The sequence below is a fragment of the Pseudomonas sp. KBS0707 genome (assembly GCF_005937945.2).
Taxonomy (GTDB): domain Bacteria; phylum Pseudomonadota; class Gammaproteobacteria; order Pseudomonadales; family Pseudomonadaceae; genus Aquipseudomonas; species Aquipseudomonas amygdali.
In genome coordinates this window covers 5,235,472-5,260,606 of sequence record NZ_CP041754.1, presented here as the reverse complement: position 1 = coordinate 5,260,606, position 25,135 = coordinate 5,235,472, and the positions used below count along the sequence as shown (strand labels likewise).

At 55.9% G+C, this 25,135-nt stretch carries 19 protein-coding genes, 1 tRNA gene and 7 pseudogenes; 20 read left to right on the top strand and 7 right to left on the bottom strand.

Annotated elements, in window-relative coordinates; genetic code table 11:
- Window positions 1–4: 4 nt before the first annotated feature.
- The 3 genes from FFH21_RS25210 to FFH21_RS25200 form a co-directional block, all read right to left on the bottom strand.
- Window positions 5–1,684: an NAD(P)/FAD-dependent oxidoreductase gene (locus tag FFH21_RS25210; protein WP_041924660.1), complete on the bottom strand. Its 1,680-nt coding sequence runs from the start codon at window positions 1,682–1,684 to the stop codon at window positions 5–7.
- Window positions 1,685–1,834: 150 nt separating this feature from the next.
- Window positions 1,835–2,296, bottom strand: coding sequence for an Lrp/AsnC family transcriptional regulator (locus FFH21_RS25205; RefSeq protein WP_002555556.1), 462 nt, complete (start codon window positions 2,294–2,296; stop codon window positions 1,835–1,837).
- A gap of 10 nt (window positions 2,297–2,306) precedes the next feature.
- A complete protein-coding gene (locus tag FFH21_RS25200; RefSeq protein WP_004654731.1) occupies window positions 2,307–3,374 on the bottom strand; it encodes an FUSC family protein in 1,068 nt (355 codons plus the stop codon).
- Between the two features lie 310 nt (window positions 3,375–3,684).
- Between FFH21_RS25200 and FFH21_RS25190 the strand changes: the two are divergent.
- Window positions 3,685–4,008: pseudogene (locus FFH21_RS25190) on the top strand (helix-turn-helix domain-containing protein).
- A 114-nt stretch (window positions 4,009–4,122) separates the two neighbouring features.
- Here the strand turns inward: FFH21_RS25190 and FFH21_RS25185 are convergent.
- A pseudogene (locus FFH21_RS25185) lies at window positions 4,123–5,091 on the bottom strand (Fic family protein); the annotation flags it as partial.
- Between FFH21_RS25185 and FFH21_RS25180 the strand changes: the two are divergent.
- From FFH21_RS25180 to FFH21_RS25155, 6 genes and pseudogenes are all read left to right on the top strand, one after another.
- Window positions 5,073–8,666: pseudogene (locus FFH21_RS25180) on the top strand (Pls/PosA family non-ribosomal peptide synthetase); the annotation flags it as partial. The pseudogenes FFH21_RS25185 and FFH21_RS25180 sit on opposite strands and share 19 nt — an antisense overlap.
- On the top strand, window positions 8,663–9,367 hold the full coding sequence (locus FFH21_RS25175; RefSeq protein ID WP_011169697.1) for a 4'-phosphopantetheinyl transferase superfamily protein: 705 nt from the start codon (window positions 8,663–8,665) through the stop codon (window positions 9,365–9,367). The pseudogene FFH21_RS25180 and the gene FFH21_RS25175, both read left to right, overlap by 4 nt.
- 19 nt (window positions 9,368–9,386) lie before the next feature.
- A complete protein-coding gene (locus tag FFH21_RS25170; RefSeq protein ID WP_004660081.1) occupies window positions 9,387–9,638 on the top strand; it encodes a helix-turn-helix transcriptional regulator in 252 nt (83 codons plus the stop codon).
- Between the two features lie 15 nt (window positions 9,639–9,653).
- Window positions 9,654–10,109 (top strand): annotated as a pseudogene (locus tag FFH21_RS25165) (HipA domain-containing protein); the annotation flags it as partial.
- Between the two features lie 129 nt (window positions 10,110–10,238).
- On the top strand, window positions 10,239–11,075 hold the full coding sequence (locus FFH21_RS25160; RefSeq protein ID WP_004660084.1) for an AraC family transcriptional regulator: 837 nt from the start codon (window positions 10,239–10,241) through the stop codon (window positions 11,073–11,075).
- A gap of 49 nt (window positions 11,076–11,124) precedes the next feature.
- Entirely contained in the window at window positions 11,125–11,700 is a 576-nt protein-coding gene (locus tag FFH21_RS25155) for a LysE family translocator (RefSeq protein ID WP_004660086.1), read from the top strand.
- A 172-nt stretch (window positions 11,701–11,872) separates the two neighbouring features.
- Here the strand turns inward: FFH21_RS25155 and FFH21_RS25150 are convergent, their stop codons facing one another.
- On the bottom strand, window positions 11,873–12,688 hold the full coding sequence (locus FFH21_RS25150) for a formate/nitrite transporter family protein (RefSeq protein WP_011169694.1): 816 nt from the start codon (window positions 12,686–12,688) through the stop codon (window positions 11,873–11,875).
- 304 nt (window positions 12,689–12,992) lie between these two features.
- Window positions 12,993–14,045: pseudogene (locus FFH21_RS25140) on the bottom strand (IS256-like element ISPsy17 family transposase); the annotation flags it as partial.
- Here FFH21_RS25140 and FFH21_RS25135 point away from each other — a divergent pair.
- The 3 genes and pseudogenes from FFH21_RS25135 to FFH21_RS25115 all read left to right on the top strand — a co-directional run.
- Window positions 14,046–14,507: pseudogene (locus FFH21_RS25135) on the top strand (EAL domain-containing protein); the annotation flags it as partial.
- 137 nt (window positions 14,508–14,644) lie between these two features.
- Window positions 14,645–14,721 (top strand) — tRNA-Ile (locus FFH21_RS25125).
- Between the two features lie 457 nt (window positions 14,722–15,178).
- Window positions 15,179–15,736: a hypothetical protein gene (locus tag FFH21_RS25115; protein ID WP_041924867.1), complete on the top strand. Its 558-nt coding sequence runs from the start codon at window positions 15,179–15,181 to the stop codon at window positions 15,734–15,736.
- A gap of 33 nt (window positions 15,737–15,769) precedes the next feature.
- Here FFH21_RS25115 and FFH21_RS25110 read toward each other — a convergent pair whose 3' ends face one another.
- Window positions 15,770–17,347: an ATP-dependent endonuclease gene (locus FFH21_RS25110; RefSeq protein WP_054072986.1), complete on the bottom strand. Its 1,578-nt coding sequence runs from the start codon at window positions 17,345–17,347 to the stop codon at window positions 15,770–15,772.
- Between the two features lie 160 nt (window positions 17,348–17,507).
- Here FFH21_RS25110 and FFH21_RS25105 point away from each other — a divergent pair, with 160 nt between their 5' ends.
- From FFH21_RS25105 to FFH21_RS25060, 10 genes and pseudogenes are all read left to right on the top strand, one after another.
- Window positions 17,508–18,611: an IS5-like element ISPsy19 family transposase gene (locus FFH21_RS25105; protein WP_004663854.1), complete on the top strand. Its 1,104-nt coding sequence runs from the start codon at window positions 17,508–17,510 to the stop codon at window positions 18,609–18,611.
- A 15-nt stretch (window positions 18,612–18,626) separates the two neighbouring features.
- A pseudogene (locus tag FFH21_RS25100) lies at window positions 18,627–18,923 on the top strand (ABC transporter permease); the annotation flags it as partial.
- Window positions 18,920–19,624 (top strand): ABC transporter ATP-binding protein, encoded by a 705-nt coding sequence (locus tag FFH21_RS25095; RefSeq protein ID WP_054073178.1) that lies wholly within the window; start codon window positions 18,920–18,922, stop codon window positions 19,622–19,624. The pseudogene FFH21_RS25100 and the gene FFH21_RS25095, both read left to right, overlap by 4 nt.
- A gap of 59 nt (window positions 19,625–19,683) precedes the next feature.
- Window positions 19,684–20,445: a glycosyltransferase family 2 protein gene (locus FFH21_RS25090; protein WP_011169689.1), complete on the top strand. Its 762-nt coding sequence runs from the start codon at window positions 19,684–19,686 to the stop codon at window positions 20,443–20,445.
- A 1-nt stretch (window position 20,446) separates the two neighbouring features.
- Window positions 20,447–21,061 (top strand): hypothetical protein, encoded by a 615-nt coding sequence (locus FFH21_RS25085; RefSeq protein WP_011169688.1) that lies wholly within the window; start codon window positions 20,447–20,449, stop codon window positions 21,059–21,061.
- Between the two features lie 7 nt (window positions 21,062–21,068).
- The gene (locus FFH21_RS25080; RefSeq protein ID WP_011169687.1) at window positions 21,069–21,707 is read left to right on the top strand and encodes an HAD family phosphatase; all 639 of its coding nucleotides are present in this window, start codon (window positions 21,069–21,071) and stop codon (window positions 21,705–21,707) included.
- Entirely contained in the window at window positions 21,704–22,435 is a 732-nt protein-coding gene (locus FFH21_RS25075) for a glycosyltransferase family 2 protein (RefSeq protein ID WP_011169686.1), read from the top strand. The genes FFH21_RS25080 and FFH21_RS25075 overlap by 4 nt, the downstream gene beginning before the upstream one ends.
- Window positions 22,432–22,752 (top strand): hypothetical protein, encoded by a 321-nt coding sequence (locus tag FFH21_RS25070; RefSeq protein ID WP_002551862.1) that lies wholly within the window; start codon window positions 22,432–22,434, stop codon window positions 22,750–22,752. The genes FFH21_RS25075 and FFH21_RS25070 overlap by 4 nt, the downstream gene beginning before the upstream one ends.
- 3 nt (window positions 22,753–22,755) lie before the next feature.
- Entirely contained in the window at window positions 22,756–24,531 is a 1,776-nt protein-coding gene (locus FFH21_RS25065; RefSeq protein WP_011169685.1) for a hypothetical protein, read from the top strand.
- On the top strand, window positions 24,528–25,133 hold the full coding sequence (locus FFH21_RS25060) for a hypothetical protein (RefSeq protein ID WP_011169684.1): 606 nt from the start codon (window positions 24,528–24,530) through the stop codon (window positions 25,131–25,133). Before FFH21_RS25065 ends, FFH21_RS25060 begins: the two co-directional genes overlap by 4 nt.
- Window positions 25,134–25,135: the final 2 nt, after the last annotated feature.

Below are 25,135 nucleotides of genomic sequence, written 5' to 3'. Positions count from 1 at the left end.
TCTGTCAGTCGCCCAGTGCAATCGGGCCGATTTCATGAAACACGTCACCGGGGCCGGGGTTCTCGGCGTGAGTCTTGCCGCCGAAGTGGTTCATGATGCCCCACACGGCGTTGAGCGATGTCTGCACTGCGCCTTCAACCCAGGCCGGCGTCCAGGACACATCGTCACCGGCGATGAACATGCCGCGCTGTTCGCTGGGCATGTCCTGCTGCATGAAGTGCGCGTACATGCGCTGGTTATAGCGGTAATGGCCCGGCAGCGCACCTTTGAAGGCACCCAGGAAGTGCGGGTCGGCCTCCCACGAAACGGTGATCGGGTCGCCGATGATGCGCGCCGCGATGTCCACTTTCGGATAGATCTTCTTCAGCGCATCAAGCGCCAGCTTCACACGCTTCTCGATAGGCTGCGGCAGCATCTTCAGCGCATCGCTCATCCACGAGTAAGACAGGCAGATCACGCCCGGCTTGTCGTCGCCGTTATCGAACAGGTAAGTGCCACGGGTCAGGCGGTCGGTGAGGGTCATGCTCATCAGATCGCGACCGGTTTCCGGGTCCTTGTCCTTCCAGAACGGACGGTCGACCATCACGAAGGTCTTCGAGGATTGCATGTAGCGTGTGCGATCCAGGGCCATCCACATTTTTTGCGAGAACAACGATTCTTCGCACTCGATCTGCGTGGTCAGCAGCCAGCTCTGACAGGTGGTCAGCACGGCGGCGTATTGCCGGGTGTCGCCCCAGTTGTCGGTCACGGTAAAGCTTCCGTCCTCGGCGCGGGCAATGCGTTTTACGCCAGGACGCGGTGCGCCGCGGTGCAGCGAAGACAGGCTGGTGCCCTTGGGCCAGTGTGCGCAACGCTCGGGCACATGGCTCCACAAACCGACCGGCACCTGCTGCACGCCGCCCACGATCAGGTGCTGGTGCTCATCGCAATTGGTCATCACCACGCGGAAGATTTCCAGCATCGAGTTGGGGAAATCCGAGTCCCAGCCGCCGGTGCCGAAGCCTACCTGACCGAATACCTCGCGATGATAGAAAGACAGTTTGGCGAAGGCCTTGGACGTCGCGACGAAATCGTAGAAGGTGCGGTCGTCCCACAGCGGCACCAGCTTGTTCCACAGCTCTTTGAGGCGCGGCACATCACTGTCACGGATGGCCTGCTGGATGTCACCGAACTGCGAGCCGCTTTCCAGTGCGTCGGCCCAGGCGTCGGCCACTTCCTGAAACAGCGCCGGCAGATCCGAGAGCATTTGCGCGTAATAGGTGGTGCCTTCCAGGTCGATGACGGTGCTGCCGGAAGCGGCGGTCAGCGGGTTGGGAAAGGGCCTGGACTCAAGGCCCAGTTTGTCGACATAATGAAAGAATGCGGTCGATGACACCGGAAAGCGCATGCCGCCCAGTTCGGCAACGATGCCTTTGGCACCCTCAAACTCTTGCGAACGCAACCGCCCACCCATCTTGGAGGCTTCGTACACCACTGGCTTGAGGCCCATCTTCATCAGCTCGTAGGCCGCCACCAGCCCCGCGATACCGGCACCGATAATCGCTACTTCCGCGCCATGATTTTCAGCCGGGATACTGCCCAGACCTTTCGGGTGTTCGATCCAGTCATCGAAGGCGAAGGGGAAGTCGGGGCCGAACATCGTGATCGGCTTTTTGCCGTTGGCGGGGTGACGGTTGTTCTTCATGACGGACCTTGATGGGCAACGGCGAAAACAACAGTCTAGAGACGGGCGGGCACGTTAATAAGACGCAAAGTGTCGTCGATATGCTGTTTATTTATGCAAAGTGACGAATATTTTGGTCATCTTGTATGGTTTCGTGCAGCTATGGCTTGCTTATACCGGCTGGCCGCGGTCGATCTTGCTGCTGAGGATGATCGATGTCGTGGTCTTCTCGACACCATCCACGCTGCCGATCAGGTCCAGTAGCTGGTCCAGTTGCTCGGGAGAGTCCGTGCGCAGCCAGGCGACATAATCGAACTCGCCACTGACCGCACATAACTGCTGCACCTGCGCCATGGCGCTGAGTCGGCGCAGCACTTCCTTGCCCGAACGAGGTTGCACGGTGATGCCGACATACGCCTGCAATCCGCCACTGACCACTCGCTGGCCAAGGCGCACGCCATAGCCGGTAATCACCTTGCTGCTTTCCAGGCGTGCCAGCCGGGAGGTGACGGTGGTACGGGCGATGCCCAGTTGACGGGCGAGCATGGCGACGCTTTCGCGTGCATTGATTTGCAGCGCTGCGATCAACTGTCGATCAATTTCGTCCAGCACGGGCGGGCGGGTATCGGGCACGGGTATTTCCTTAAAACTTCCAGCGTTTAGCGGTCTTGGCCAGGCGTGCCTGGAGCCCGTCCAGGTTCTGTGCCAGTTGCTGAGTCATCAAGTGATAGCCCATCAACTCGGCTGGAATGACCGGCTGCGCGGGAGCGCTTTCCGATGTGCGCACCAGTCGCTCGGTTGCGCCGGTTTGCAGCGCGCGAGCCATGCCGATCAACTGACGACGTATCTGCCGGTAATCGTTATCCAGTGAAGTTTTAAACGACTCGCCCGCTACTTTATCCAGATCGGCAGGGCGAATATTGGCAAGAATTTCCAGGGTGCTCAGGCACATGCGGAAATGGCCTTGAATGGCGTCCAGCTCGACCATGGACATCTTCACTTCCTTGGAAACCGACGGCAGCAGCGAGCGCAATTGCAGCATCGTGGCGTTGAGCCTGGCGGTCAGCTTGAGATGCTCGTCAGCGGTGACCGGCTGGCCTTGCACGATGCGTCCATAGACCTTGGCGCAGTCACGCAAGCCACTGGCCAGGTTGTAGCGCCAGGAAAACACGGCATACAGCGGCAGGGCGAAGGAGAAGGCCAGCGCCAGCGCGATACCGATCAAAATATCTACGGTGCGCCACAACCCGTCACTGATCGGGTTGTAGCCATGACCGGCCACGATAAACAGCGTTATCGCCGACAGCAGCGCGGTGTAACCGCCTTTGCCGATAGCGTGATAAGCAAAAAAACCGCACATAACCGACATCATCGCGTAGGTCAGCAACGGCATTTCCAGATAGCCCTGCTGGACCACCACGATCAGGCCAAGACCAGCTCCGATCAACGTTCCGTAGGCGCGCTCGACTGACTTTTTGCCGATATTGCCGTGGTGCTGCAAACCGCCGATGACGATCAGCATTGTCACCGACGCCCACTCGCCATGAGGCAGATTGAGGCCCGTGGTCAACAGAATCGTTACCAGCAAGCCCACCGCAATCCGCGCCGCGTGGATCAGCCGCGCATGCCGATAACGGCGATACGGGTCCAGCAGCGGACGCAGAACAGGGCGAAGCCAGGAGGGTATGAAAGCAGAGCGCGAATTCGTCATGCGTTAAGAGACCGCGAGGGTAGGGAAGAGATTCCCTGATTGGATGATGGCAGGTCTCAGTAAGCCACATTTTGAGAGGGGATGGGTGGTGTATGTTGGTGATCAGTGAACATGACATCGTGGATTCAAGCGGTAGGAACGACGATCTGAATTCAGTAAGGATGAAATCCAGCACTTTTTAAGATGTCTCTATATGAGACTTTATGGTCATTAATGTGTACTTTCGTGATCTATTATCTACAGGTTCAAGCCTGCAAACGTGCTACTTTGTGATTCCTTGAACCCCCGCGCCTGCTGCTGGTAACTGCTCATGAAAGCTTTTTTCCCCGTTCAATGCAGCGACACGCTGTTGCGGATTGCCCTGCTGGTAAAGCAGGCCCGGCTACAACAGGGCGTTCGGCAAGTGGATCTTGCCTAGCGGCTGGGCATTTCGCTGCGTACATTTCGACGTATCGAAGCAGGCAGCGCAGACGGCGTATCGCTGCGCGACTTCATGCTGGTGGTCTGGGGGCTGGGTGTGTCAGAGCGCTTGTTTCAGGGGCTGCGAGACGACGAGTCGTTTAGCGTCGAACAGCTTGAAGCGGCCGACCGCAAGCGCGTTCGCCTGCCCAGAAGCAAGCCGGAGGACTTCTGATGGCTCAGGCCTACATTTATATGGAGTGTCCTGTGTGCAGAGTTGGACGCTACGGTCGATGCTACCAGTGCCGGGCGCTTGAAGGGCCAGTAGCCCCCTCAGATTCTGCAGCCCTTATGGCAAGGGCCGATTGATCTGGTAGCGAGTGCTGCGGCCGCCGCCGGGCAGACGAGTCAGGCAGTTTCTGCCAAGCAGATCACTTAAATGCCGGGTCGCCGTGGCCTTGGAGACTTTCGCTACCGCTTGATACTGCGCGGCGCTCAGACCTTCTTCAAAGCCCCGCTCGCCGCCATCAAGCAGTCGATTCAACACCTTGACCTGCTCGGCGGACAAGCCGTCACCATTGTGCAACTGCCAGAATCGCGTCTTGGCCAACACCCGTTCGATACGAACCAGGGCATGCTCAATGCTGTTCAGCAATGTGCGCAAAAACCATTCCAGCCACTCGGTGATATCGGTTGTACGTTTCTGGCTGGTTTCCAGAACATGGTAATACCCGGCGCGGTCATCGAGGATGCTGGCAGACATGGAAAACAGCCGAATGGCTTGTTGATCGCCCTGAGTCAGCGTCAGGTCAGTCAGCGCCCGCGTCAGGCGACCATTACCGTCGTCAAATGGATGCAGCGTCACAAACCAGAAATGTGCGATGCCGGCACGCACGAATGGATCTAGCCCCGGATCATTTTGACTGGCGGCAAACCAGTCGAGGAAGTCGTCCAGTTGTTGCGCAAGCAGCGCACGCGGTGGTGCTTCGAAATGCACGACCGGTCTATCAAGTCTCCCGGAGACCACCTGCATGGGCTCGTCGCTACGCAACTGGCCTGCCAGGATGCGAGCGGATACAAAGCTGTCTTCTGCCGGGAACAGCCAGCGATGCCAGGTGTACAGGCGTTGCAGGTCAAGCGGTTGATCGTGCCTGCGTGTGGCGTCCAGCACCAGCTCTGCCAACCCCTCGCTGCGGGGGGGTTGTTTACCGTTATTGGCAATACCCAGACGACGCGCCAACGAAGACCTGACAGAGCCCACATTCAGTCGCTCGCCTTCGATGGCAGACGAGGTAACAATATTCTGCAAAAGAGCTGCTGACACCGACCGACGCAGCGTTGGTGCGCCGCAGTGGTGTGCTTCCCGATCATCCTGCGTACGTGATCTACACCTCCGGTTCCACCGGCAAGCCCAAGGGCATCCTGATTTCCCAGCGCAGCATCTGCCATTTCCTGCGCAGCGAAAACGCGGTACTCGGTATCCGCGCCAGCGACCGGGTCTACCAGGGCTTTTCCGTGGCATTCGACATGTCGTTCGAGGAAATCTGGATTGCCTATCTGGTGGGCGCAACGTTGTGGATAGGCCCAAAGGAAACCAGCGGAGACCCCGAAACCCTGCCACGTCTGCTGAACGAGCAGCGCATCAGCGTTTTGCACGCGGTGCCTACCTTGCTGGCGCTGTTCAGCGAAGACGTCCCCGGCCTGCGGGTGATCAATCTGGGCGGCGAGATGTGCCCTGAGTCGCTGGTCGACCGCTGGGCCACGCCGAACCGGCAAATGTTCAACACCTACGGGCCCACCGAAGCCACTGTGTCGGCCAGTCTGGCGCGGTTGTCGCGTGGTCGCCCGGTCTCGATTGGTACGCCGCTCCCCAATTATGGTCTGTTGGTAATCGCCAATGACCCAGCGGTCGGCAGCAGCCTGGCACCCAGCCTGCTGCCCCGTGGCGAAGTCGGCGAACTGTGCATCATCGGCCCCGGTCTGGCTGAAGGTTATCTGGGCAGACCGGATCTGACCCAGGAAAAATTCCTGCCTAACCCGTGGTCCACTGGCTATCACGATGCGCGCCTGTACCGCACCGGCGACCTCGCGCGGATCGACGATGAAGGACAAGTACAATGCCTGGGACGTGCCGATGATCAGGTGAAAGTTCGTGGCTTTCGCGTCGAGCTGGGCGAGATTGAAGCGCTGTTGGCGCAACAGCCCGGCGTAGGTACTGTTGCCGTCCTGTTGCGCAACGAGGGTGGCGTTGATCAGCTGATTGCTTATCTGGTTTGCGATACATCGACGGACTCCACATTCACCAGCCAGCTGCGCAAGGTCTTGCAGACCCGGTTGCCGTCTTACATGGTGCCGGGGCATTTCGAGTTGCTCGACAGCATGCCGCGCCTCACGTCCGGAAAAATCGACCGCAAAACACTCAAGGCCCGCCCGTTGACGGTTGATGCCGCGGGTGCTGGCGCAGAGTCCGAAGTGGCTGAAACTGAAGGCGAAATCGCACTGTTTGCTGCGTTGGCCACACTCTTTCCTGGCATGCCGATCCGCCGCGATGCGGACTTTTTCACTGATCTGGGCGGGCACTCCTTCTTTGCAGCACGTTTGGCCTCGGCCTTGCGGGCGAACCCTCGCTTTGCACAAATCACCGTGCGCGACATTTACCAGCAACGCCGTATCGGCGCGATTGCCGAAGTGCTGGATCAAGCACCGCAAGAGATGGCTGCCCCGGTCGACTGGACGCCTCCGTCCGCGTGGCGTCGCTGGCGTTGCGGCGTGGCTCAGGCTCTGGCATTGCCGGTAATGGTCAGCCTGCGAATGACTCAGTGGCTCGCGCCATTCTTTACTTATCACTTGCTTACCGGTTCGCCTGACGACTCTGTGGCTTTGGCGACTCTGGCTTCTATCTCGGTGTTTCTGATTGCCACCGTTCTGCAGTTTTTCATCGCGTGGGCGGCCAAGTGGCTGATCGTTGGTCGCCTGAAGCCTGGAATATACCCATTGTGGGGCGTCACTTACTTTCGCTGGTGGGCCGCCGACCGTATGGTCGAGTCGGCACCGACTTACCTGTTGAGTGGTTCTTCGCTTTATCCCCTGTGGCTGCGCGCCCTGGGAGCAAAGATCGGTGAGGAAGTGATTATCGGCGGGGCCACGGTGCGGGCCCACGACCTGCTGGAGATCGGTGACGGGGTCAGCGTCGGCAACGGCGTGAGCTTCGAGAACGCACGCGTCGAGCGGGGTCAGCTGCATCTGGGACGTATCGCGTTGCAGGACAATGCCTGTGTCGGTTCCTACGTGATCATGGAGGGCAATACCGCTATCGGTCCGTGGGGGCATCTTGAGGCGCAATCGGCCATGGCCGACGGCCGGGAGGTTCCGGCTGGGCGTGTCTGGCAGGGCTCACCTGCGTGTGATGTCGGCGCGTTCGATACGCTCGGCCAACCTGCGCGGCCTGTGACCAGCCCTGCGCGTTTGCGGGCAGAAAAACTGTTCTTCGTGTTCGGCGTTCTGCTGGTCGCGACGCTGTTCTTCATCCCGGTCTTCCCGACCTTTTTCCTGATCGACTGGTTCGACACGCAGAACGTCTTGCCATGGTTCGAGGGCAGCGGACCATTGGGACAACTGGCGCGCTATTTCCTGCTCGCGTTCCCGGCCAGTGCGGTGCTGATTGTCGCGACTGTTCTGGCCTCTGCCGCATTGCGCTGGATCGTCTTTCCACGTCTCAAGCCGGGTCGCTACGCGGTACACAGCAACACTTATTGCGCCAAGTGGCTGATCAGCCAGATTCAAGAGGCCAGCCTCAACGTGCTGTCCGGCATCTACGCCACGGTGTATTCGCCCTTCTGGTATCTACTGCTGGGCGCGAAAGTGGGGCGCGACGCCGAGATTTCCAGCGCACAGGGCGTCATCCCGGACATGCTGACCCTGGGCGATGAAACCTTTATCGCCGATGCGGTGATGCTGGGCGATGAGCGTATCGATGGCGGCTGGATGACTATGCAGCCCACGGTCGTATCCAATCGCAGCTTTGTCGGCAACGGCGGTTACATTTCAGATGGCACGGTACTGCCGGAAAACGTCCTGATCGGCGTCCACTCCTGTGCACCGCATAACAGCAAGATGGCCGATGGCGATACCTGGCTGGGCTCACCACCAATCCACCTGCCAGCCCGCGAGCAGGTAAGCGGTGCTCCGGAATCGCTGACCTTCAAGCCCTCGCCATTGCGTCGTCTGGCCCGAGGTCTGGTCGAAGGTGTGCGCATCGTCACCCCTCACGCGGTGGTGATTGCGGTTGGCTACACCGTGATGCTTGATCTGATGCCACTCGCCGACCAAGAGCGCTGGGGTGCCGTGCTGGCTTACCTTGCCGTCATCGGCATGGCGTACAGCGTGGGTAACTTTCTGCTGATCGCAGGCTTGAAGTGGCTGGTCATGGGGCGCTATCGCAAACGCGCAGACCCTATGTGGACACCATTCGTATGGCTTTCGGAAGGTATCACCAGCCTTTATGAAGGCATGGCCGCACCAAACTTCATGCGCTACCTGCGCGGTACTCCGTGGTTGCCGCTGGCCTTCAACCTGCTCGGCTGCAAGATTGGCCGAGGGGTTTACATGGACACAACCGACATCACCGAATTCGACTGCGTCAGCATCGGTGCAGACAGCGAACTGAATGCCGGTGCCTGCCCGCAAACACACCTGTTTGAAGACCGGGTCATGAAGATTGATCACGTCATCATCGGCGAACGCGTGTACATGGGGCCACGCAGCGCCGTGCTGTACAGCGCCGTAGTCGGCAACGATGCGCACCTTGGCCCACTGACCCTGGTGATGAAAGGCGAACACATCCCCGCGTGCAGTCGCTGGGCCGGCTGCCCTGCGGCACCTGACAAAGCATGATGCCCGGAGCGAGCTGGACATTTGATGAAAATGGCCAGCTTGCCCCTCCCAAGTCTTTCCCGCACCACGGTGTATTGCTGGTCAGTTGCGTCACCAGGCCTGGCTCTGCAAGAGATGACGCGAGAAACCGCATTCGGGCCTGCACGCGTAAAGCCGTGGGGCAGTGGCTCGAATTGCCATCGGACGCGATCACGTTCATCAGCACTCCAGGTGTTGCGCCGCTATTGATGATCGACGGCCTGCCGGAGCCCGGTTTTTCCATCAGCCATGAAGCTGGATTCTCTCTGGCTGCGGTCAATCTCAACGGAGCGGTGGGTGTGGACTTGATGCAGGTCCAGCCTGTACCTGACTGGCAGATTGTTGCGCGAGATTATCTCGGGCCAGATGTAGGTGCGCGACTGCGGGATGTTTCCGAGGCGATGCGCCCGGTCGCGTTTGCCAAGGCCTGGTGTGAGCGAGAAGCTTTTTTGAAGCTGCACGGCCGTGAGTTGGGGGAGTGGGCAGAGGTGGGGCAATTGGAGGGCGTGGGCATCGAGGTTGAATTGGGGACGAATGTGGTTGGGATGGTGGCTTTGAAATGGCCTCGATGTGTAGCTCAGAGCCGTCAGGTCGGGACTGTCAGCCGGTGTCCCGACCCAAAGCCCCGTTCACACATCAGTTTGATTTATTCAAAGGTTAGGTATAAGTTACATTTAATCTAATTTGTTATGTATACGGAACATGGACTATTCCCTCATCACAACGCGTCTTGGCGAGCAGATTCGGCAGCGCCGCCTCAATCGAGGGCTTACGCAAGCCAGGCTCGCCGCGATGGCAGCCGTCACCCGGCAAAAGATAATCGCCGTAGAAAAAGGTGACCTCTCAGTAGGTATGACGGCCTATGCGCGCGTGCTCGGGGCGCTGGATTGTGAGCTCTCGGTCATACCCGCTGTCATGCCTACACTGGATGAAATTGAGGGAGTATTCGACTGATGATGACCACGCTGCAAGAGCTACTCCGCTATCGCCAAAGCAATCCGCCTGTTCTGTGCCCCCGACCAGGTACAGGACTCATTGGCCCAGCTATTCGCCATCGTGACCCTGAGCTGTATTGTCGGCAACGGCGACGCCCACCTGAAAAACTTCGGTCTGCTGTATTCCAACCCCACCCAGCGAGATGCACGGCTCGCTCCAGCTTACGATATCGTCAACACCACGGCTTACATCCCCGAGGACGTGTTGGCACTGGATCTGCTCGGCAACAAGTCGCTATTCGCCTCGCGGCAGGGCCTACTGGATTTCGCCCAGATCTGTGATGTGACACGTCCAGAGGAGGTGATTTCCGGACAACTTCAGGCACTGGAGCAAGTACTGGCGAGTTCGGTTGAGCTGAACGAGCGGGCGCCGGAGGTCATCGCTGCGGTCAGGCGATGTGCTGAGCCGTTTATGAAAACTTTTGGATAGCGAGCCGTTGGGCTTCGTGTAGCGACCTTTGGCAACTGCAATTCCAACAGACAGATGAATGCACGAATGTTCTAGACTCACCTCCTGACGTCAGCGATAACCAATCGCTTTCATCGATTCAGGTGTTTTATGCCTTCCACACACTGGATAGACCTCGCTCGCGACCTTGATACAGGCATCGAGACGCTGCACGCGCACTTTCAGGGGCATGCCTATGATCCCCATTGGCATGACAGCTATCTGGTGGGCGTTACCCGGCAAGGTGTGCAGCAGTTCAATTGCCGCCGTCAGCGCCATGCCAGCACGCCCGGGCAGGTGTTCACGCTGGAACCGGGGGAAATTCATGATGGCAATGCCCCGTGCGCCGAAGGGTTCACCTATCAGATGCTGTACCTGGACCCGCATTGGCTGAGCCGGGAGCTCAGTGGGTTGTTCGAACAGGCTCCCGACCAGCATCTGCCTTCTTTCGCCAACACCCTGCAAACCGAATCACGGCTGGCTCACGCGGTCACGTTCGCTTTCACGGCGCTGCATCAAAAAGAACTACGCATCGTTCGTCAAAGCGCGTTGGATGAATTACTGGCGCAGCTCATTGATCGGGTGCAATGGCGACGCATGACCGATCCCGATCCGCGCTTGCCGCAGGTGGCCTTGCGGGCGAGGGATTATCTGCACGCGCATCTGCATCAGGACGTGGGCATGAACGAGTTGGCAACTGTTTGTGGCGTTGACCGCTTTCGCCTGACTCGGGCGTTCAAGGCGACCTTTGGCCTGCCACCTCATGCATATCTGGTACAGCTGCGCCTGGCCAAGGCCCGTCGAATGCTGGCAGCGGGAATCTGGCCCGCTCAGGTGGCCAGCGATCTGGGCTTTGCTGACCAAAGCCATCTGGGCCGCTGGTTCATGCGCGCCTACGGACTTAGCCCGGCGGCCTATCGCTTGCGCTGCTCAAACCTTCCAGACTGATCCTGTGGTATGTCGCAGCATGGGATTTTTCAGCCCTGGATTGCCGATCATGCTGCCTTTCATTATGTACGCCTTCGTCGCCTCGATTACCCCCGGCCCCACCAACATCCTGGTATTAAGCAACAGTGCCCGCTTCGGCTGGCGCGCCGTCGTACCGTTGATTCTGGGAGCCTGCACCGGCGCTGCACTGTTGGTGTTGCTCGTCGGCATGGGTGTCGGCCACTCATTGCTCGCGATCCCCAATGCTCAGCGCGTCATGGCATGGGTCGGCGTGCTGTGGCTAACTTGGCTCGCCTGGAAAATAGGTGCCGGCCCGACCGACTCAATCGAGCGGCAAAACAGTCTGCCGATGGGCTTTATCGGTGGCGCAGCACTGCAATTAGTAAATCCCAAGACCTGGGTCATGGCGCTGGCGGTAGTCAGTGTATTCAGCCAGCGCAGCCCGGTGTCTTACCTGGCGCTGGTGTTTTTTCTGATTTCCTTGCCCTGCCTCGGCAGCTGGGCTCTGATGGGCGCAGGCTCGTCCCGATGGCTCACATCGCCTTGGCGAGTGCAGTGGATGAATCGAGTGCTGGCGGTTTTATTGCTGCTGGCGGCGTGGATCGGTTTTATGGACAGTGTCTGAACGCGTGCGGCCTGGGTTGGCGGTGGGTACGCGAGGAGTCTGCTTCATTTCAAAAGCTGATCTTGTCGAGCCAACTCAACTATTTGCTTGTGAGGTGAGTTTTGCTCTTCAACTTGCTGGTTTGCTCTGCGGTCGTCATCTCTTTTCACCGCAGAGCCTGTATGGCGTCAGATTATTCCGGTGCTTGCGCGCCGCTGGCCCTGGACAGCTCAGCAGGTCGGGCTGCCGCATTGAAGAAGGCCAGGTGATAGGCCAGGCCGACGAACACCGCACCGCCCACCGCGTTACCCAAAAATACCGGAACGAAGTTGTCGCCGAACTGCGCCCAGCTCAAGGCGCCGGCAAAGATCGCTGCAGGAATGACGAACATATTGGCGACGATGTGCTGAAAGCCGATCGCGACGAATGCCATCACCGGAAACCACATGCCGACCACTTTACCGATCACGTCCTTGCTTGCGTAGCTGAGCCACACCGCCAGGCACACCAGCCAATTGCAGCCAATACCCGAGATGAATGCCTGTTCGAAGCTGGCCCCCATCTTGGCATTGGCGATGGCCACAGTCTTGGCCATGAATGGGCCTTCAGTCAGCCCCACCACATGGCCGAAACAATAGGCGACGAACAGCGCGCCGATAAGGTTGGCCAGCGTCACTAGTACCCAGTTGCGCACCAACTGACCCAGACCGATACGCCCGGCGAATAGCGCCATGGGCAGGCTCATCATGTTGCCGGTCAGCAACTCGCCACCGGCCAGCACCACCAGAATCAGCCCGACCGGAAACACCACAGCGCCAAGCAGATTGCCCAGCGACGCCCACTCGTGAGGGATCATGGTGCTGACATGAATATCGAGAAGGAACCCGAGGGCAATGAAAGCCCCTGCCAGAAAGCCCAGGATCATCAACGACGACAGGCCCAAGTGGGCTTTCTTGACGCCGCTTTCGACGGCAATTTCAGCGATTTGCTGCGGGGTGTTCAGAGACATGGTGGGCTCGTGCGTGGTCGTGGGCTGAGCGTGGGGAGCAGAAGCTCAAGCGGTGCGCGCATCTGTCGCACGGGGAAACAACGTTACGGAATGTTTCGAAGGATGGCTAATCGGATGTTTTGATCGGGTGATTGAGAGGGTCGATGACTGGACTTACAGTTGTTTGGTTGGCAGGTTTGTAGTGGGTCAACTAAACCCGATCACTGAGTTGTCAGCGAACGAGCCATCTTGGAAACGCTCAAGGGGAGTATCAGTTTTTTTGTGTTCGGGCTGGTTAGGGCCTGCCGTCAGGCAGGCCCTTGTTTTACCAGCTCGGTCTGGTAAATCGGTCTCCGTACAGGATCGCAAATTGATTCATTGCCACTTTCCAGTCGTGTGCCGCATGACCCCAGTTGGCGGTGATGTTGCGCAACCCAAGCCATATCAGTTTCGTCGCAGCCTCATCGGTCGGGAAGTGCCCTCGAGTCTTGATGATCTTGCGTAACTGGGCATTGATGCTCTCGATGGCATTGGTCGTGTAAACCACTTTGCGAATGCCCGCCGGAAAAACAAAAAACGGTATAACCCGATCCCAGGCGCGACGCCATGCAGCAACTACAGTCGGATACTGCTTGCCCCAGGGGCCCGCTTCAAAGGCGTTAAGCTCTTGCTCAGCCACATCGGCATTGATCGCCTGGTAGATCGGCTTGAGTGCTTTGGCCAGTGCCCGACGTTTATCCCAAGCGGCATAGTCCAAGCTGTTGCGGATCAGATGCACGATGCAGGTTTGCAGCGTCGTGGCAGGAAAAACCGCCCCCAACGCCTCCGGTATTCCTTTGAGGCCATCCGTGACGGCGATCAGAACATCTTCAACGCCACGAGTCTTGAGGTCGTTGAACACCTTCATCCAAAACTTGGCACCCTCGGTGCTCTCGATCCATATACCCAGAATGTCGCGCGTGCCATCAGGTAATACCCCCAGCGCCAGATAAATAGCCTTGTTGCACACTAACCCCTCGTCCCGGATTTTGACCCGTAACGCATCGAAGAAGATCACCGGATACATCGGTTCCAAGGGTCGTTGCTGCCAAGCGCCCACCTCTTCCATGACCGCATCGGTGACTGAGCTGATGAAGTCATGGGACACGTCAGTTCCATACTGCTCAGATAGAAAAGCGCGGATCTCACGCACCGTCATGCCCCGGGCGTACATGGCAATTATCTTGTCGTCGAAGCCTGTAAAACGGCGTTCGTGCTTGGGAATCAGGATCGGGGCGAAGCTACCATCGCGGTCTCTGGGGATATCCAGGCGAAGCGGCCCGTCGTCGGTCAGAACCGTCTTGCTGCTTTTGCCATTGCGCTGATTGGTCGACCCCTCAACGGCCTGGAGCCAGGCTGCCTGCAACTGGAAATCACCGAAAACTTCATCATGAGCCAGACCCAGGAAGCGCTGGCAGTGCTGCACAAACTGAAGAAACTCGGTGTGCAACTGGCCATCGACGACTTCGGTACCGGCTACTCCTCCCTGAGCTACCTCAAACGCCTGCCGCTGGACATCCTCAAGATCGACCAGTCCTTCGTTCGCGGCCTACCCGAAGACACCCACGACGCCGCCATCGTCCGCGCCATCATCGCCCTCGGGCGCAGCATGCAACTGACCGTGATTGCCGAAGGCATGGAGAACAGTGAACAGCAGCAATTCCTGACCCGCGAGGGCTGCGAACAGATCCAGGGCTACATCATCAGCCTGCCCCTTCAACCCGAAGAATTCAGCGCGAGATTTCTTCTTATGAATCTTTCGGACGTTTCGGATAGCACAGCCGCGAAACCGCCGTTATAATCCGCGGCCTACTGAGGGCCCATAGCTCAGTTGGTTAGAGCAGAGGACTCATAATCCTTTGGTCCACGGTTCTTATGTGGTATGAATGTCGGTGTGGCATTTGAACCTCATTTCTGGTAGTTTTGCATCACCTCAGCGCCACTGTAGCTCAATTGGTTAGAGCAACCGACTCATAATCGGTGGGTCGCGGGTTCGATTCCCGCCGGTGGCCCCATCTCCTTGTATATCAAGCACTTCATGAATTCTGCACAACTTCTCTGACAACGCTGTCGGAGTTTTTCGCGTGCTAAAAAATCCTCATTTCAAGACTTTTGCTTGACATGGCAAGTGCAACACCGAAAGCTAGATGGGTGTTGTATTTGGAAATGCGCTCGTGAAAAATTTCATCTTGGTCGAGGCACCGCTCACAAGCGAAGCTAAACACCTATTGCTTCACCTTGACCCGGATATGCCCGACGAGCTGCGGGAATTCAAGCCTTTTAAGCACGCAGGACATCATGCAGCAGGGTGTAGCTCGCCCAAACCGAAGCGACACCCTCTGTGTTGGCTTCTCGGTTTGAATACCAAACAGGTCGTTAGCCCTACAATATTGTGAGCAGGGCTTTCGCTTCAGGCGCCTTACCCTCCTTGTATGACCGCAGGATCCGCGCCCAATGCCTCAAGGTAGGAGAATGTCATTGAAGTTGCTCACAACGCTTTGGAGCGTCATCAGCCCCGACCGCCGCCCCGAGCGTGAGAAAGCGCATGAACGCGAGTTCATCCGGGCGGCCAACTCTTTGAAGACCCTCAAGGTGACACCGGAGGGCGGGATGTCCATCGATCCTGAAGAACTCCGAGATCAGATAATCGCCTCACGTCAGCAGTTGAAGCATCTTGTCCACAAACCAGGAGCGCCTAGGAGACCTTTCGAGGCAGCGACAGGCCTCCTGCTGGAACAGGAAGCGAGTCCCTCCGTAGAGACTCCAGTGGGTGCCATGGACTGTATCGAGGTGGTGGCTTGGCGTCGGTTGCACAGTGGCGGTGCAGTGCGTTATCTGTGCCTCCAGTCTACGAGTACGGGGCGATTCGCTGTCGCGACCGCAAGCCTGTTCTCGGACGGCACGCAAAGTATCCCAACTTGGATCGAAGCCAACACCGCCAAGCACGTCGCCAATGCCATACAGCACGATCATCTCCGCTGGTTGGCTACCGTGAGCGAGGCGATGGACGCTTGGGATGCACACCTTTGATTGCCTTGAGGCGAGACTTACCGACGCTTGGGCCTACAACTGCCATGCCTCAATAGTGTTGAAAAGTCTTTCAATCTGAGTTGGCAAGTCGGTTTGTGGGTCATAGCTATGGTTGAAAGTGCTACCCCCGGCTACGAACTTGTCCGCGATTGTAACTTTTGAATAAGTAGTAATTTGCTTTAGTCTAGCGCCGAAAATCCGATAATGCTTGTCTCGAAAAGCTGCTGGCAAATAACTTTCAATCGTATAGCCATCAGTCACCCAGCAATATCCTGTCTTCGATTCATGTTCAGCAATGTCTGCCCAAACCTGATATTTCACACAGTTTTGGTTAATGCATTCATCAGTGCCGTCAGCTGCGCGCTGAAAGTCTAGATCTCGATCCATAACTACTATGGAGTTCCTGTTTATACTGAATATGTCAATTAATCCTGGCGTAGCATTTGATGTGAAATGGCCGAGCATAGAGCCGCCGTAAAAAACGAAGGAGAAATCAAGATTCTCCATGGGCATGGATTTACCATGCGTCGAGCACCAGAGCGAAAGCCAGTGCAAAATGTAGATTCGATCAGACGCCCCTTCGACCCATATCACTCCGTTGGCTTGGAAAACATCGCTTGGTTTTATGCCGAGCCCTGACAGAGCCCTTGCAGGTGATGTTAATTCTGATAATGCGTAACCATTTACTTCAAATAGCTTTGTGTCTGGTACAGACCAGCTTGATATGTCTAGAAGCACAGAAGAGTGCGTAGAGATGAAAAGCTGAAGGTTCTTGCGGGTGACGATTTCAGAAACTCTAGCCATCATGAGTCTCTGAAGCGTTGGATGCAGGTGGACTTCAGGCTCCTCGATGACACATATCTGGTCATCCTTAACAGAGTTCAGCCATCCTATTAGTCCAGCAAACGCCCGCCATCCAGACGGCAGCATCTTTATTGGGATATGGTTGTACTGACCTAAATCATCGTTGAGGTAGACACCTAACGTATTCTTATCAAGAAAGCTAATTGGGTTGGCATGCTTGTAGGCGTCATCTGCATTTGGAGGCCTTTTATAGTCTACTTGGTCGGGCTGCAATGGGTGCGGCGCGAGTCCCACTAGATGCTTGCCATCATTATTGAGCGCGTTGATGACTTTGTTAATACAAACTCCGCGCTCGTCGTGTGATGAGCGAAAACTAATTATTGCTTCTAGTTTATCTAAAACCTTTAAAAGTTCTTTGGGAGATTTCGACGATTTACTGTAAATGCTTCCCTTGAATAAGTGTCTGTCTTCTCGTGTGGTAACGGCTATGTATGTGCCAAATTCATCAATATCTAGCTTGTTGAATACTGAAGCTACCCAAGTTCCATTGTCAAAGTAGATGATGGAAGCCGCCACGGTAGTGGATCGCATGTTTTCACGAGCAATCGTTTTTATAATCTCAACATCCTTGAGTGCGCGCACCATATCTAGCACAGTTGACTTACCGCCGCCGTTGGGGCCGACGAAAATATTAACCTTTGAAGCTTTGACTTGAGGAACATCACGCGGATTGAGGGAGTTGGTCTGCATGATGTTATTGAGGCAGAGTGTTCGAAGCCCCAACAGACCAAAACTTTTAATATGCAAGACTGTATTCCTTTACTGATTGATTTTGATAGGCGCACTCATTAGGCATCTTCTGAAAATGAGCTCCCGAGCGGTGCAGGCGTCACGCTCGTATTGTACCTAGAGGGTGTAGACAAAATAAATTAAACTTTCACTCCCTTGTCTGAATAGCCCTCAAGCCATGCCTAAAACCGGACGTCCTCGCTCGATTGCCGCCGAGCACTATCCCGTGCTGGTGAAACTCGCTCATGCACAGCCCTATTCCAGCCAGGCCGAATTGGCGCTCGTATTCTTCGCCGAAACCGGTATCACTGCGCATCCCGACACCTTTGCAAAAGCGTTGAAAATGGCAGGGATTACGCGTGTAAAGCAGCGGGCCAAGGGAAGTTTTCAGTCACCTGAACCTAATAAAGCCTATGGCTACAATGAAACCCACCGCCGCCAACTGCCGGAGCAGCTATATCCGAGTTGCTTGACAGATACCGAGTGGGCACTGGTCGCCGACCTGTTTGAAAGCCAGGGCGGACGAGGAGTGCCACCGCTTCACTCTCGGCGCACGTTGCTGGAAGCCTGTTGCTATGTCGTACGCACGGGGTGCTCATGGCGAATGCTACCCCGCGATTTTCCTCATTGGGACAATGTCTACAAAACGTTCCGCCGGTGGAGCGCTCAAGGCAAGTTCGAGCAAATGCATGATCGCTTGCGAGCTCAATGGCGTGAGCGGGAAGAACGCGCTGACAGCCCGTCAGCAGCGATCCTGGATTCACAGTCGACCCGCAGTTCTCCTCAAGGCGGTGACAGCGGCTACGACGCAGGCAAAAAAGTGAAGGGGCGTAAACGAAGTCTGATTGTCGATACATTGGGCCTGCTGCTGGCTGTCAGTATCAGTGCTGCAAGCGTGCAGGATCGTGACGCGGCGGATGATGCGGTGGCGTACTCGAAGGAAAAATATCCGTCACTGAGCACGCTTTTTGTTGATAGTGCGTACGCAGGAAAATGGGCACAGCGCACCCATCAACTGCACGCTATCGATGTTCAAGTGATCCGTGGCCCGAATAACAGAAGAACAGGGCAATGGCACTCTGAACAAGGCGATCTATTTTCCGTGGAGCCTGTTCAGACTGGATTTGTGGTCATGCCCAAGCGATGGGTAGTGGAGCGAACTCATGCCTGGAATGAGAGAGCTCGGCGACTGATCATGCATCATGATCGCCTTTTTGCGGTAAGCGAGGCATGGGTTTGGTTGGCCGAGGCTCGAATACTCGCGCGCCGACTCACTACATGATTTTGTCTACACCCTCTTAGCGTCATTCAGGTAACTGTGAGGGATGCAAAACACTTCATTGATGTGTTTCTGCCCTTGCTGTTCTGGTTGACGCCAATTGTGTGGGTCACCTCTGCGCTGCCCGAGGGTGTCGCCAGCATAGCGGCCCACAACCCGGTAGCTCTTTATTTCGATAGTTTCAGCAGCATTTTGCATGCTGGTGTGGTTCCAGACACCCGTGATCTGCTGCTTTGCGTGTTGATGGGGGCCGCCTCGTTGCTCATCGGCCTGCTGATATTCAGAAAGGTCGACGACGTGGTGGAGTATTTATGAGCCGCGTCGTCATCAAGGCGGAAAACCTTACCAAGCAGTTCACTCTTCGCCACAACAGGGGCGGTTTGAAAAGCAAGTTTCTAGGCCTGTTCGATGCTCAATACCGTGAGCATGCCAAAACGTTCATGGCAGTCAGCGACGTGTCGTTCACCTTGCATAAAGGGGAGTCGCTTGCACTTGTGGGACATAACGGTTCAGGTAAAAGCACGCTCTTACAGCTGGTTTCACGCATCCTTGTTCCCACCAGCGGACGCTTGACTACGGTGGGTCGTGTAGCCCCTTTAATAGAAATCGGTGTGGGCTTTCACCCTGATCTGACAGGGGAGGAGAATATCTATCTTAACGCCAGCCTGTTCGGGTTAAGTAACAGGGAAGTACGTTCGCGTTTCAACGAGATCGTGGATTTTTCCGGGCTGGGAAACTTCATTGATACCCCGGTCAAGAACTATTCGTCGGGTATGTATATGAGGCTGGGTTTTTCGGTGGTGGTTCATGTTGAGCCACAGGTTTTGCTGGCTGACGAAGTGCTCGCTGTGGGGGACGAAGAGTTCAAGCGCAAATGCCACGAGCGAATTCGCACTTTGCAGGATGACGGCATGGCCCTGATTCTTGTTACCCACGCGGTAGAAGAGGGTAAAGAGTTTTGTCAGCGCTATTTGACGCTTGAGCGTGGCCGGATGATTGAACACGGTTGTTATTGATTCATTGCAGTCAATGCCGCTTCGTCAACTTCAAAATCACCCATTCAAAAGGGATTTTCATGCTGCAAATTATCGTTCCGATGGCGGGTGCCGGGAGTCGCTTTGCGGTCGCGGGCTACACCGATCCCAAGCCGTTGATCCCTGTACATGGCGTACCGATGATCAAGGTCGTGATTGACAACCTGACGCCGAATTGTCCGCACCGATTCATCTTCATCTGTCAGGCGGATCAGGTCGCAACCTATTCGCTGAAGGAAAAGCTGAATGCGTGGGCACCTGGATGCGACATCGTCGAGCTTGGTGGGCTGACGGGGGGCGCCGCGTGCTCCGTTTATGCCGCCAGGCACCTGCTCGACTATAGCCAGCAAGTGATGATTGCCAACAGCGACCAGTATGTCGATGTGGACATAAACGCTTATCTGCAGGCAATGAACGAGAGTGACGCAGCGGGCTTGATCATGACGATGAAAGCCAGCGATCCGAAGTGGTCGTTTGTGGGCTTCAGCGCAGAAGGCCTCATCACCCGCGTAATGGAAAAAGAGGTCATCTCTGACGAAGCCACTGTCGGCATCTACAACTTTCGCAATGCAGGTCAGTTGATATCGGCCATCGAGACAATGGTCATGAAAGATCTTCGCGTCAATGGCGAGTTCTATGTTGCCCCGGCGTACAACGAGATCATTGGACGCGGCGCCAAAGTGATTCATTACAGTATTGGCGCAGAGGGTCATGGCATGTACGGCCTGGGTATACCGGCAGACCTGAACCAATTCCTGTCGTTGCCGCTAAGCAGGCAGGCAGCCTCGGGAAGGCAGGCCTGACATGCAGATCATCAGCCATCGTGGCTATTGGCTGCAAAAGCCGCAGCGCAATTTGCCCGAAGCATTTCACCGATCATTCGACCTTGGTTTCGGCACAGAAACCGACGTCCGTGATGTAGCGGGTCAATTGGTTATTTCTCACGACATGCCCGTTGGTGGCGAGCTGACGCTTGAGGAGCTGCTCGCCATCATGGCAGGTCGTAACTTGCCACTGGCCATCAACATCAAAGCTGATGGAATGGCGCAGGCGCTCGCCAAAACCTTCGCTCGATATGGTCATACCAACTGGTTTGCCTTCGATATGGCGGTACCGGACATGCGCAGTTACTTTCACGCGAACGTTATTACTTACACCCGGCTCAGCGAAGTTGAACCGTCCCCAGCCTGGATCGAAAAGGCAGCAGGTGTCTGGCTTGACGGTTTTGAGGGGGAATGGTTTTCCAGTCAGGTTATTGGCGATCTTCTATCTCAGGGCAAGCAGGTGTGTGTGGTATCTCCCGAGTTGCACGGGCGTGACCATCGCGGCCTGTGGCAGCAATTGCTTGAACTCGACGCGCACGACGGTTTAACGATTTGCACTGATATTCCCGCAGACGCAGCCACTTTCTTCAAGTGAGGCAATCATGATCAAGGCAGTGATATTCGATATGGATGGCGTCCTCATTGAAGCCAAGGAATGGCATTACGATGCACTGAACAAAGCCCTCAGCCTGTTCGGTTACAACATCAGTCGCCATGAACACCTCACCGCCTACGACGGTCTGCCCACCTCGCGCAAACTCGACATGCTGAGCGTAGAGCGCGACCTGCCGGTTGCGTTGCACGCATTCATCAACGAAATGAAGCAGCAGTACACCATGGAAATCGTGTACGCCCAGTGCAAACCGACGTTTGTGCATCAGTACGCGTTGTCATCGTTGAAAACAATGGGCTACAAGCTGGCGGTTGCATCCAACTCCATTCGCAACACCGTGGAGGTCATGATGAACAGGGCAGACCTGGAGCGATACCTCGATTTGCAGCTCTCCAACGAGGATGTCAAACATGCCAAGCCAGCTCCCGATATCTACACCAAAGCCATCAGGCAACTGGGCCTGATGCCCGAAGAGTGTCTGATCGTCGAAGACAACGAAAATGGTATCAAAGCCGCCAGAGATTCCGGTGCCCATGTTCTGATCGTGGCTGAAACCTGCGATGTAAACCTCAATAACATCCTCGGCAAGGTCGATGAGATCAACGTCGACAAGGTGGCTAGCCTGTGAGCGCATTGAACATCATTCTTCTGTCGGGAAAGAAGGGAGAGACGTCGCTCGACGACGGCGAGTACCCCGAATATCTGTGCGAATGCAATGGCAAGCCACTGATCCATACGCTGATCGACAACTGTGCTGCGCTTGAGCCGCGCAGGATCATCTGCACATTCTCGAATGACGATGTCACTCGGCTGCACCTTCGCAACATGGTCCAGCAAATGCACCCTGCGGCCAGTGTTCTGCCCATTAACAAAGTCACCCGGGGTGCCGCCTGCACGGCACTTCTGGCGAGCGGGCAAATCGACAACGATGATGAGTTGTTGATTCTCAGTGTCAGTGATTTTCTGGATATAGAGCTGCGTGACGCCGTGCGTGCGTTTCGGAACAACGATGAAGATGCCGGCGTGGTTATCTTCAATTCACTGCACCCTCGCTATTCATTCGCACGTCTGGATAGCAACTGCCGGGTCATTGAAGCTGCCGAAAAAAATCCGATCAGTCCCCACGCCATTGCAGGTGTGTACTGGTTCAAATCCGGCTCGCTGTTCGTGGCGGCGGCGAAAGAGATGATTCGCAAGGATGCCAGGGTCAATGACAACTTCTACATAGCACCCGCCCTCAATGAGCTGGTGCTGTTACAGAAAAGGATCGGTGCCTACCGAATCGAACCCAGTCAGTACCGGCCACTGAAAACCAATAGTCAGCTTCACGCTTTCGAAGCAGGAGAAATGCGATGAAAACGGCAAGACTGCAAGACATGGTCAAAGGCTGGTTTGTGGGCGGCTTCGAGCCTGCTGCTTTCAATACCGAGTCCTGTGAGGTCGGGGTCAAGATTTACCAGGCAGGCGAAAAGGAAGCTGCCCATTATCATAAGGTTGCCACAGAGATAACCGTGCTCATTTCCGGGTCCGTCAACATGCGCGATCAGGTCTGGCATGCAGGCGACATCATCGTTCTGGAGCCGGGCGACATCACTGCGTTCGAAGCGCTCACTGATGCAACCACCGTTGTCGTTAAGGTGCCCGGCGCGCTTGCCGACAAGTACGTCGTCTGAACCATGAAAACGACCCATCTCCAGCACCATCCAAGCCTTGGTTACCTGGCGGCGGACAGCCTGCGTAAGCTCCCGGTTGGCCTGCTGCTGCCCCATGAATGTTCGGGTTTTGTTTCGTTCCGCGCCCATCCGTTTCGCAAGCGGGAGCGGGTAATCAAAAACCTGCATGCCGCACGGCGTCCGTTATCCATGTACGACTCGGGTAGTTACTGCTTTTATGGTGTCCAGAGTGATTCACCGCTGGCACCACTGCTGCTGTGGGACGGTGCCCATTTTCTGAATGTTGGCGAGAAGATTACAGTTATCGAAGACACTGAGTTTGAGTGCTATCTGGACCGTGAATATTTTGCCGGATCACTCAAGGTAATCGAACGCTCGGCCACCTCTGTCACCTACAAAAAGGTAGCAAGGCTGGCGGCGGAATCCGATGACGATCTTGATGGCTGGAGCTTTTGCCTTCCTGTAGGGCCAGGAGACGCCACGGTCCTGAATGCGGTAGTGAAGCGTATTCTGGAAATTGACGTCCCGAGCAAGGAGATACTTCTGTGTGGCACACCGGGAAGCAACTTCGCCTATTTCGACAAGGTCCGCATCGTGGGGCAGGACATTACTGCTCCGCCAGTGCAGATCTGCAAGAAGAAAAATCGTCTCGCTCTGGAGGCCGGATTCAGCAATCTCGTGATCCTGCATGACCGCGTATTTCTGCCCAGGAATTTTGGAGAAATCGTACGTCGCTTTGGTCCGCGCTATCCGTTGATGACACTGCAAAGCATGTTTTTCGACAATCGGCTCAGTATGCACCCTCGCCGCTATTCGGATTACGGCATGGCTTTGGGCGCGATAGCCAACGGTCTTCAGGGGGTGAGCCGAAACTGCAGCGATGCAGCGAGTATCGCCCCGTCGATTTTTCCAGAGATCGAGCGGACCGGTTTCAGTTATGCCAGTGCCATGCGTTACAACAGCGACTCCTGCTACGCGACCGGCAGTCTCTACATCTGCCGGAAGGAAGTGTGGAATGCTTTCCCGTTGGACGAGTCTTTGTATTGGGTTGAATTTGAAGACATTGAACACGGTATGCGCCTGTCAAAAGCTGGCGTACCTTGCAGGGTCAATCCATTCGGCATTACGCAATCAATCACCTCCCGTGCGCTATTGGGATCAGAGACTTTGGTGCAATCAGCAAGTGGCAAACTCGGACGCATAGGCCCGCGTTACTTCTCGGTTCTGAACAAGAAGCCTCTGATCAACATCTCCAGCAAAACGGCTCTCGCCAGGCTGCACCAGTTCGCAAGTAAGTACCTCGTCAGCCGGGCAGCAGTGAGTATACCGACCGGGGTTTGTCATATAAGTGTTCGAGCCTGGATCGAGCTGATCAATCATGTCGTTCAGCAGTCCACGTTCAAAAACGATATTGGAACGGTCAGAGAATTTATCAGCGACTTTGAGAGGCTGGTGTTGTTTGGCCAGCTACCAAGTACGCGGCAAGAGTTTCTGGTCAATCGCTTCCTTGCAGACCCTGTGCTGGCCAAACAGACGCTGATCACCCAGAGCTGTGAAGTGCGCAATATGTTGCGTCAACGCAGTACGCAGACATGGTTTGTTCGTCAGCAGGATGATTACTTTCATCACATCCTCCTGTCGCTCCCGGGTATTTTGATTTCGGCGGTTCGTGCTTGCAGAAACAACGGGAAAATCTTCTATTTTGAAAGCGTGTGGGCTGCGGTGAAGGCTATCTATAACTCCACTCCCTTCAAGTCCTATGCCAGAGGTTCAAAATGAAGATATTCGTCGTGTCTCATTTGAGCCCCAGGCCGGCCAGTCATGAGCTGATCTGTCAGCTGTCCCACATCCAGCACGCGTATAGAAAGACAATCCCGGTGCTTGTCATCGATGACCGCTACAACCTGACCGAACTGCCCATCAGCGATCTACCGACGGACCACGTCCAGTTCAGTCTGGAAGATTTCCTTCACGAAAATGGCCTGAGCGGCATTGTGGCGAACAGCGTTGCGCGTCATATGGATAAGGTCGAGAGCGTATGGGTACTGATTGATTTTGGTCAGCATGACTCGGCTACCTGCATGGACTTCATCCAGAAAATGGCTCGCTACAACTATTTGAGCCCAAGGCTTCGAAACCGAAACATCGTGATCATGGTGCCTGCCATGCACCTGGGTATCTATTCGCGAACCCTCAATGCCTCGTTCAATAACCTGCCTTCAATCACAAGAGCTGCAGCTCGTTCGGCTCAAATCGGGAGGTTACTCATGGTCACCCGTCTTGAGACGGTGCTGATCAGCCTGCCAATGCTGGCTGGAGTCCTGCGTCGCATGCATCGTCTTTTTTTGCGCGTCTTTCGGCGTGCTGCGAGATTTATCTGAAT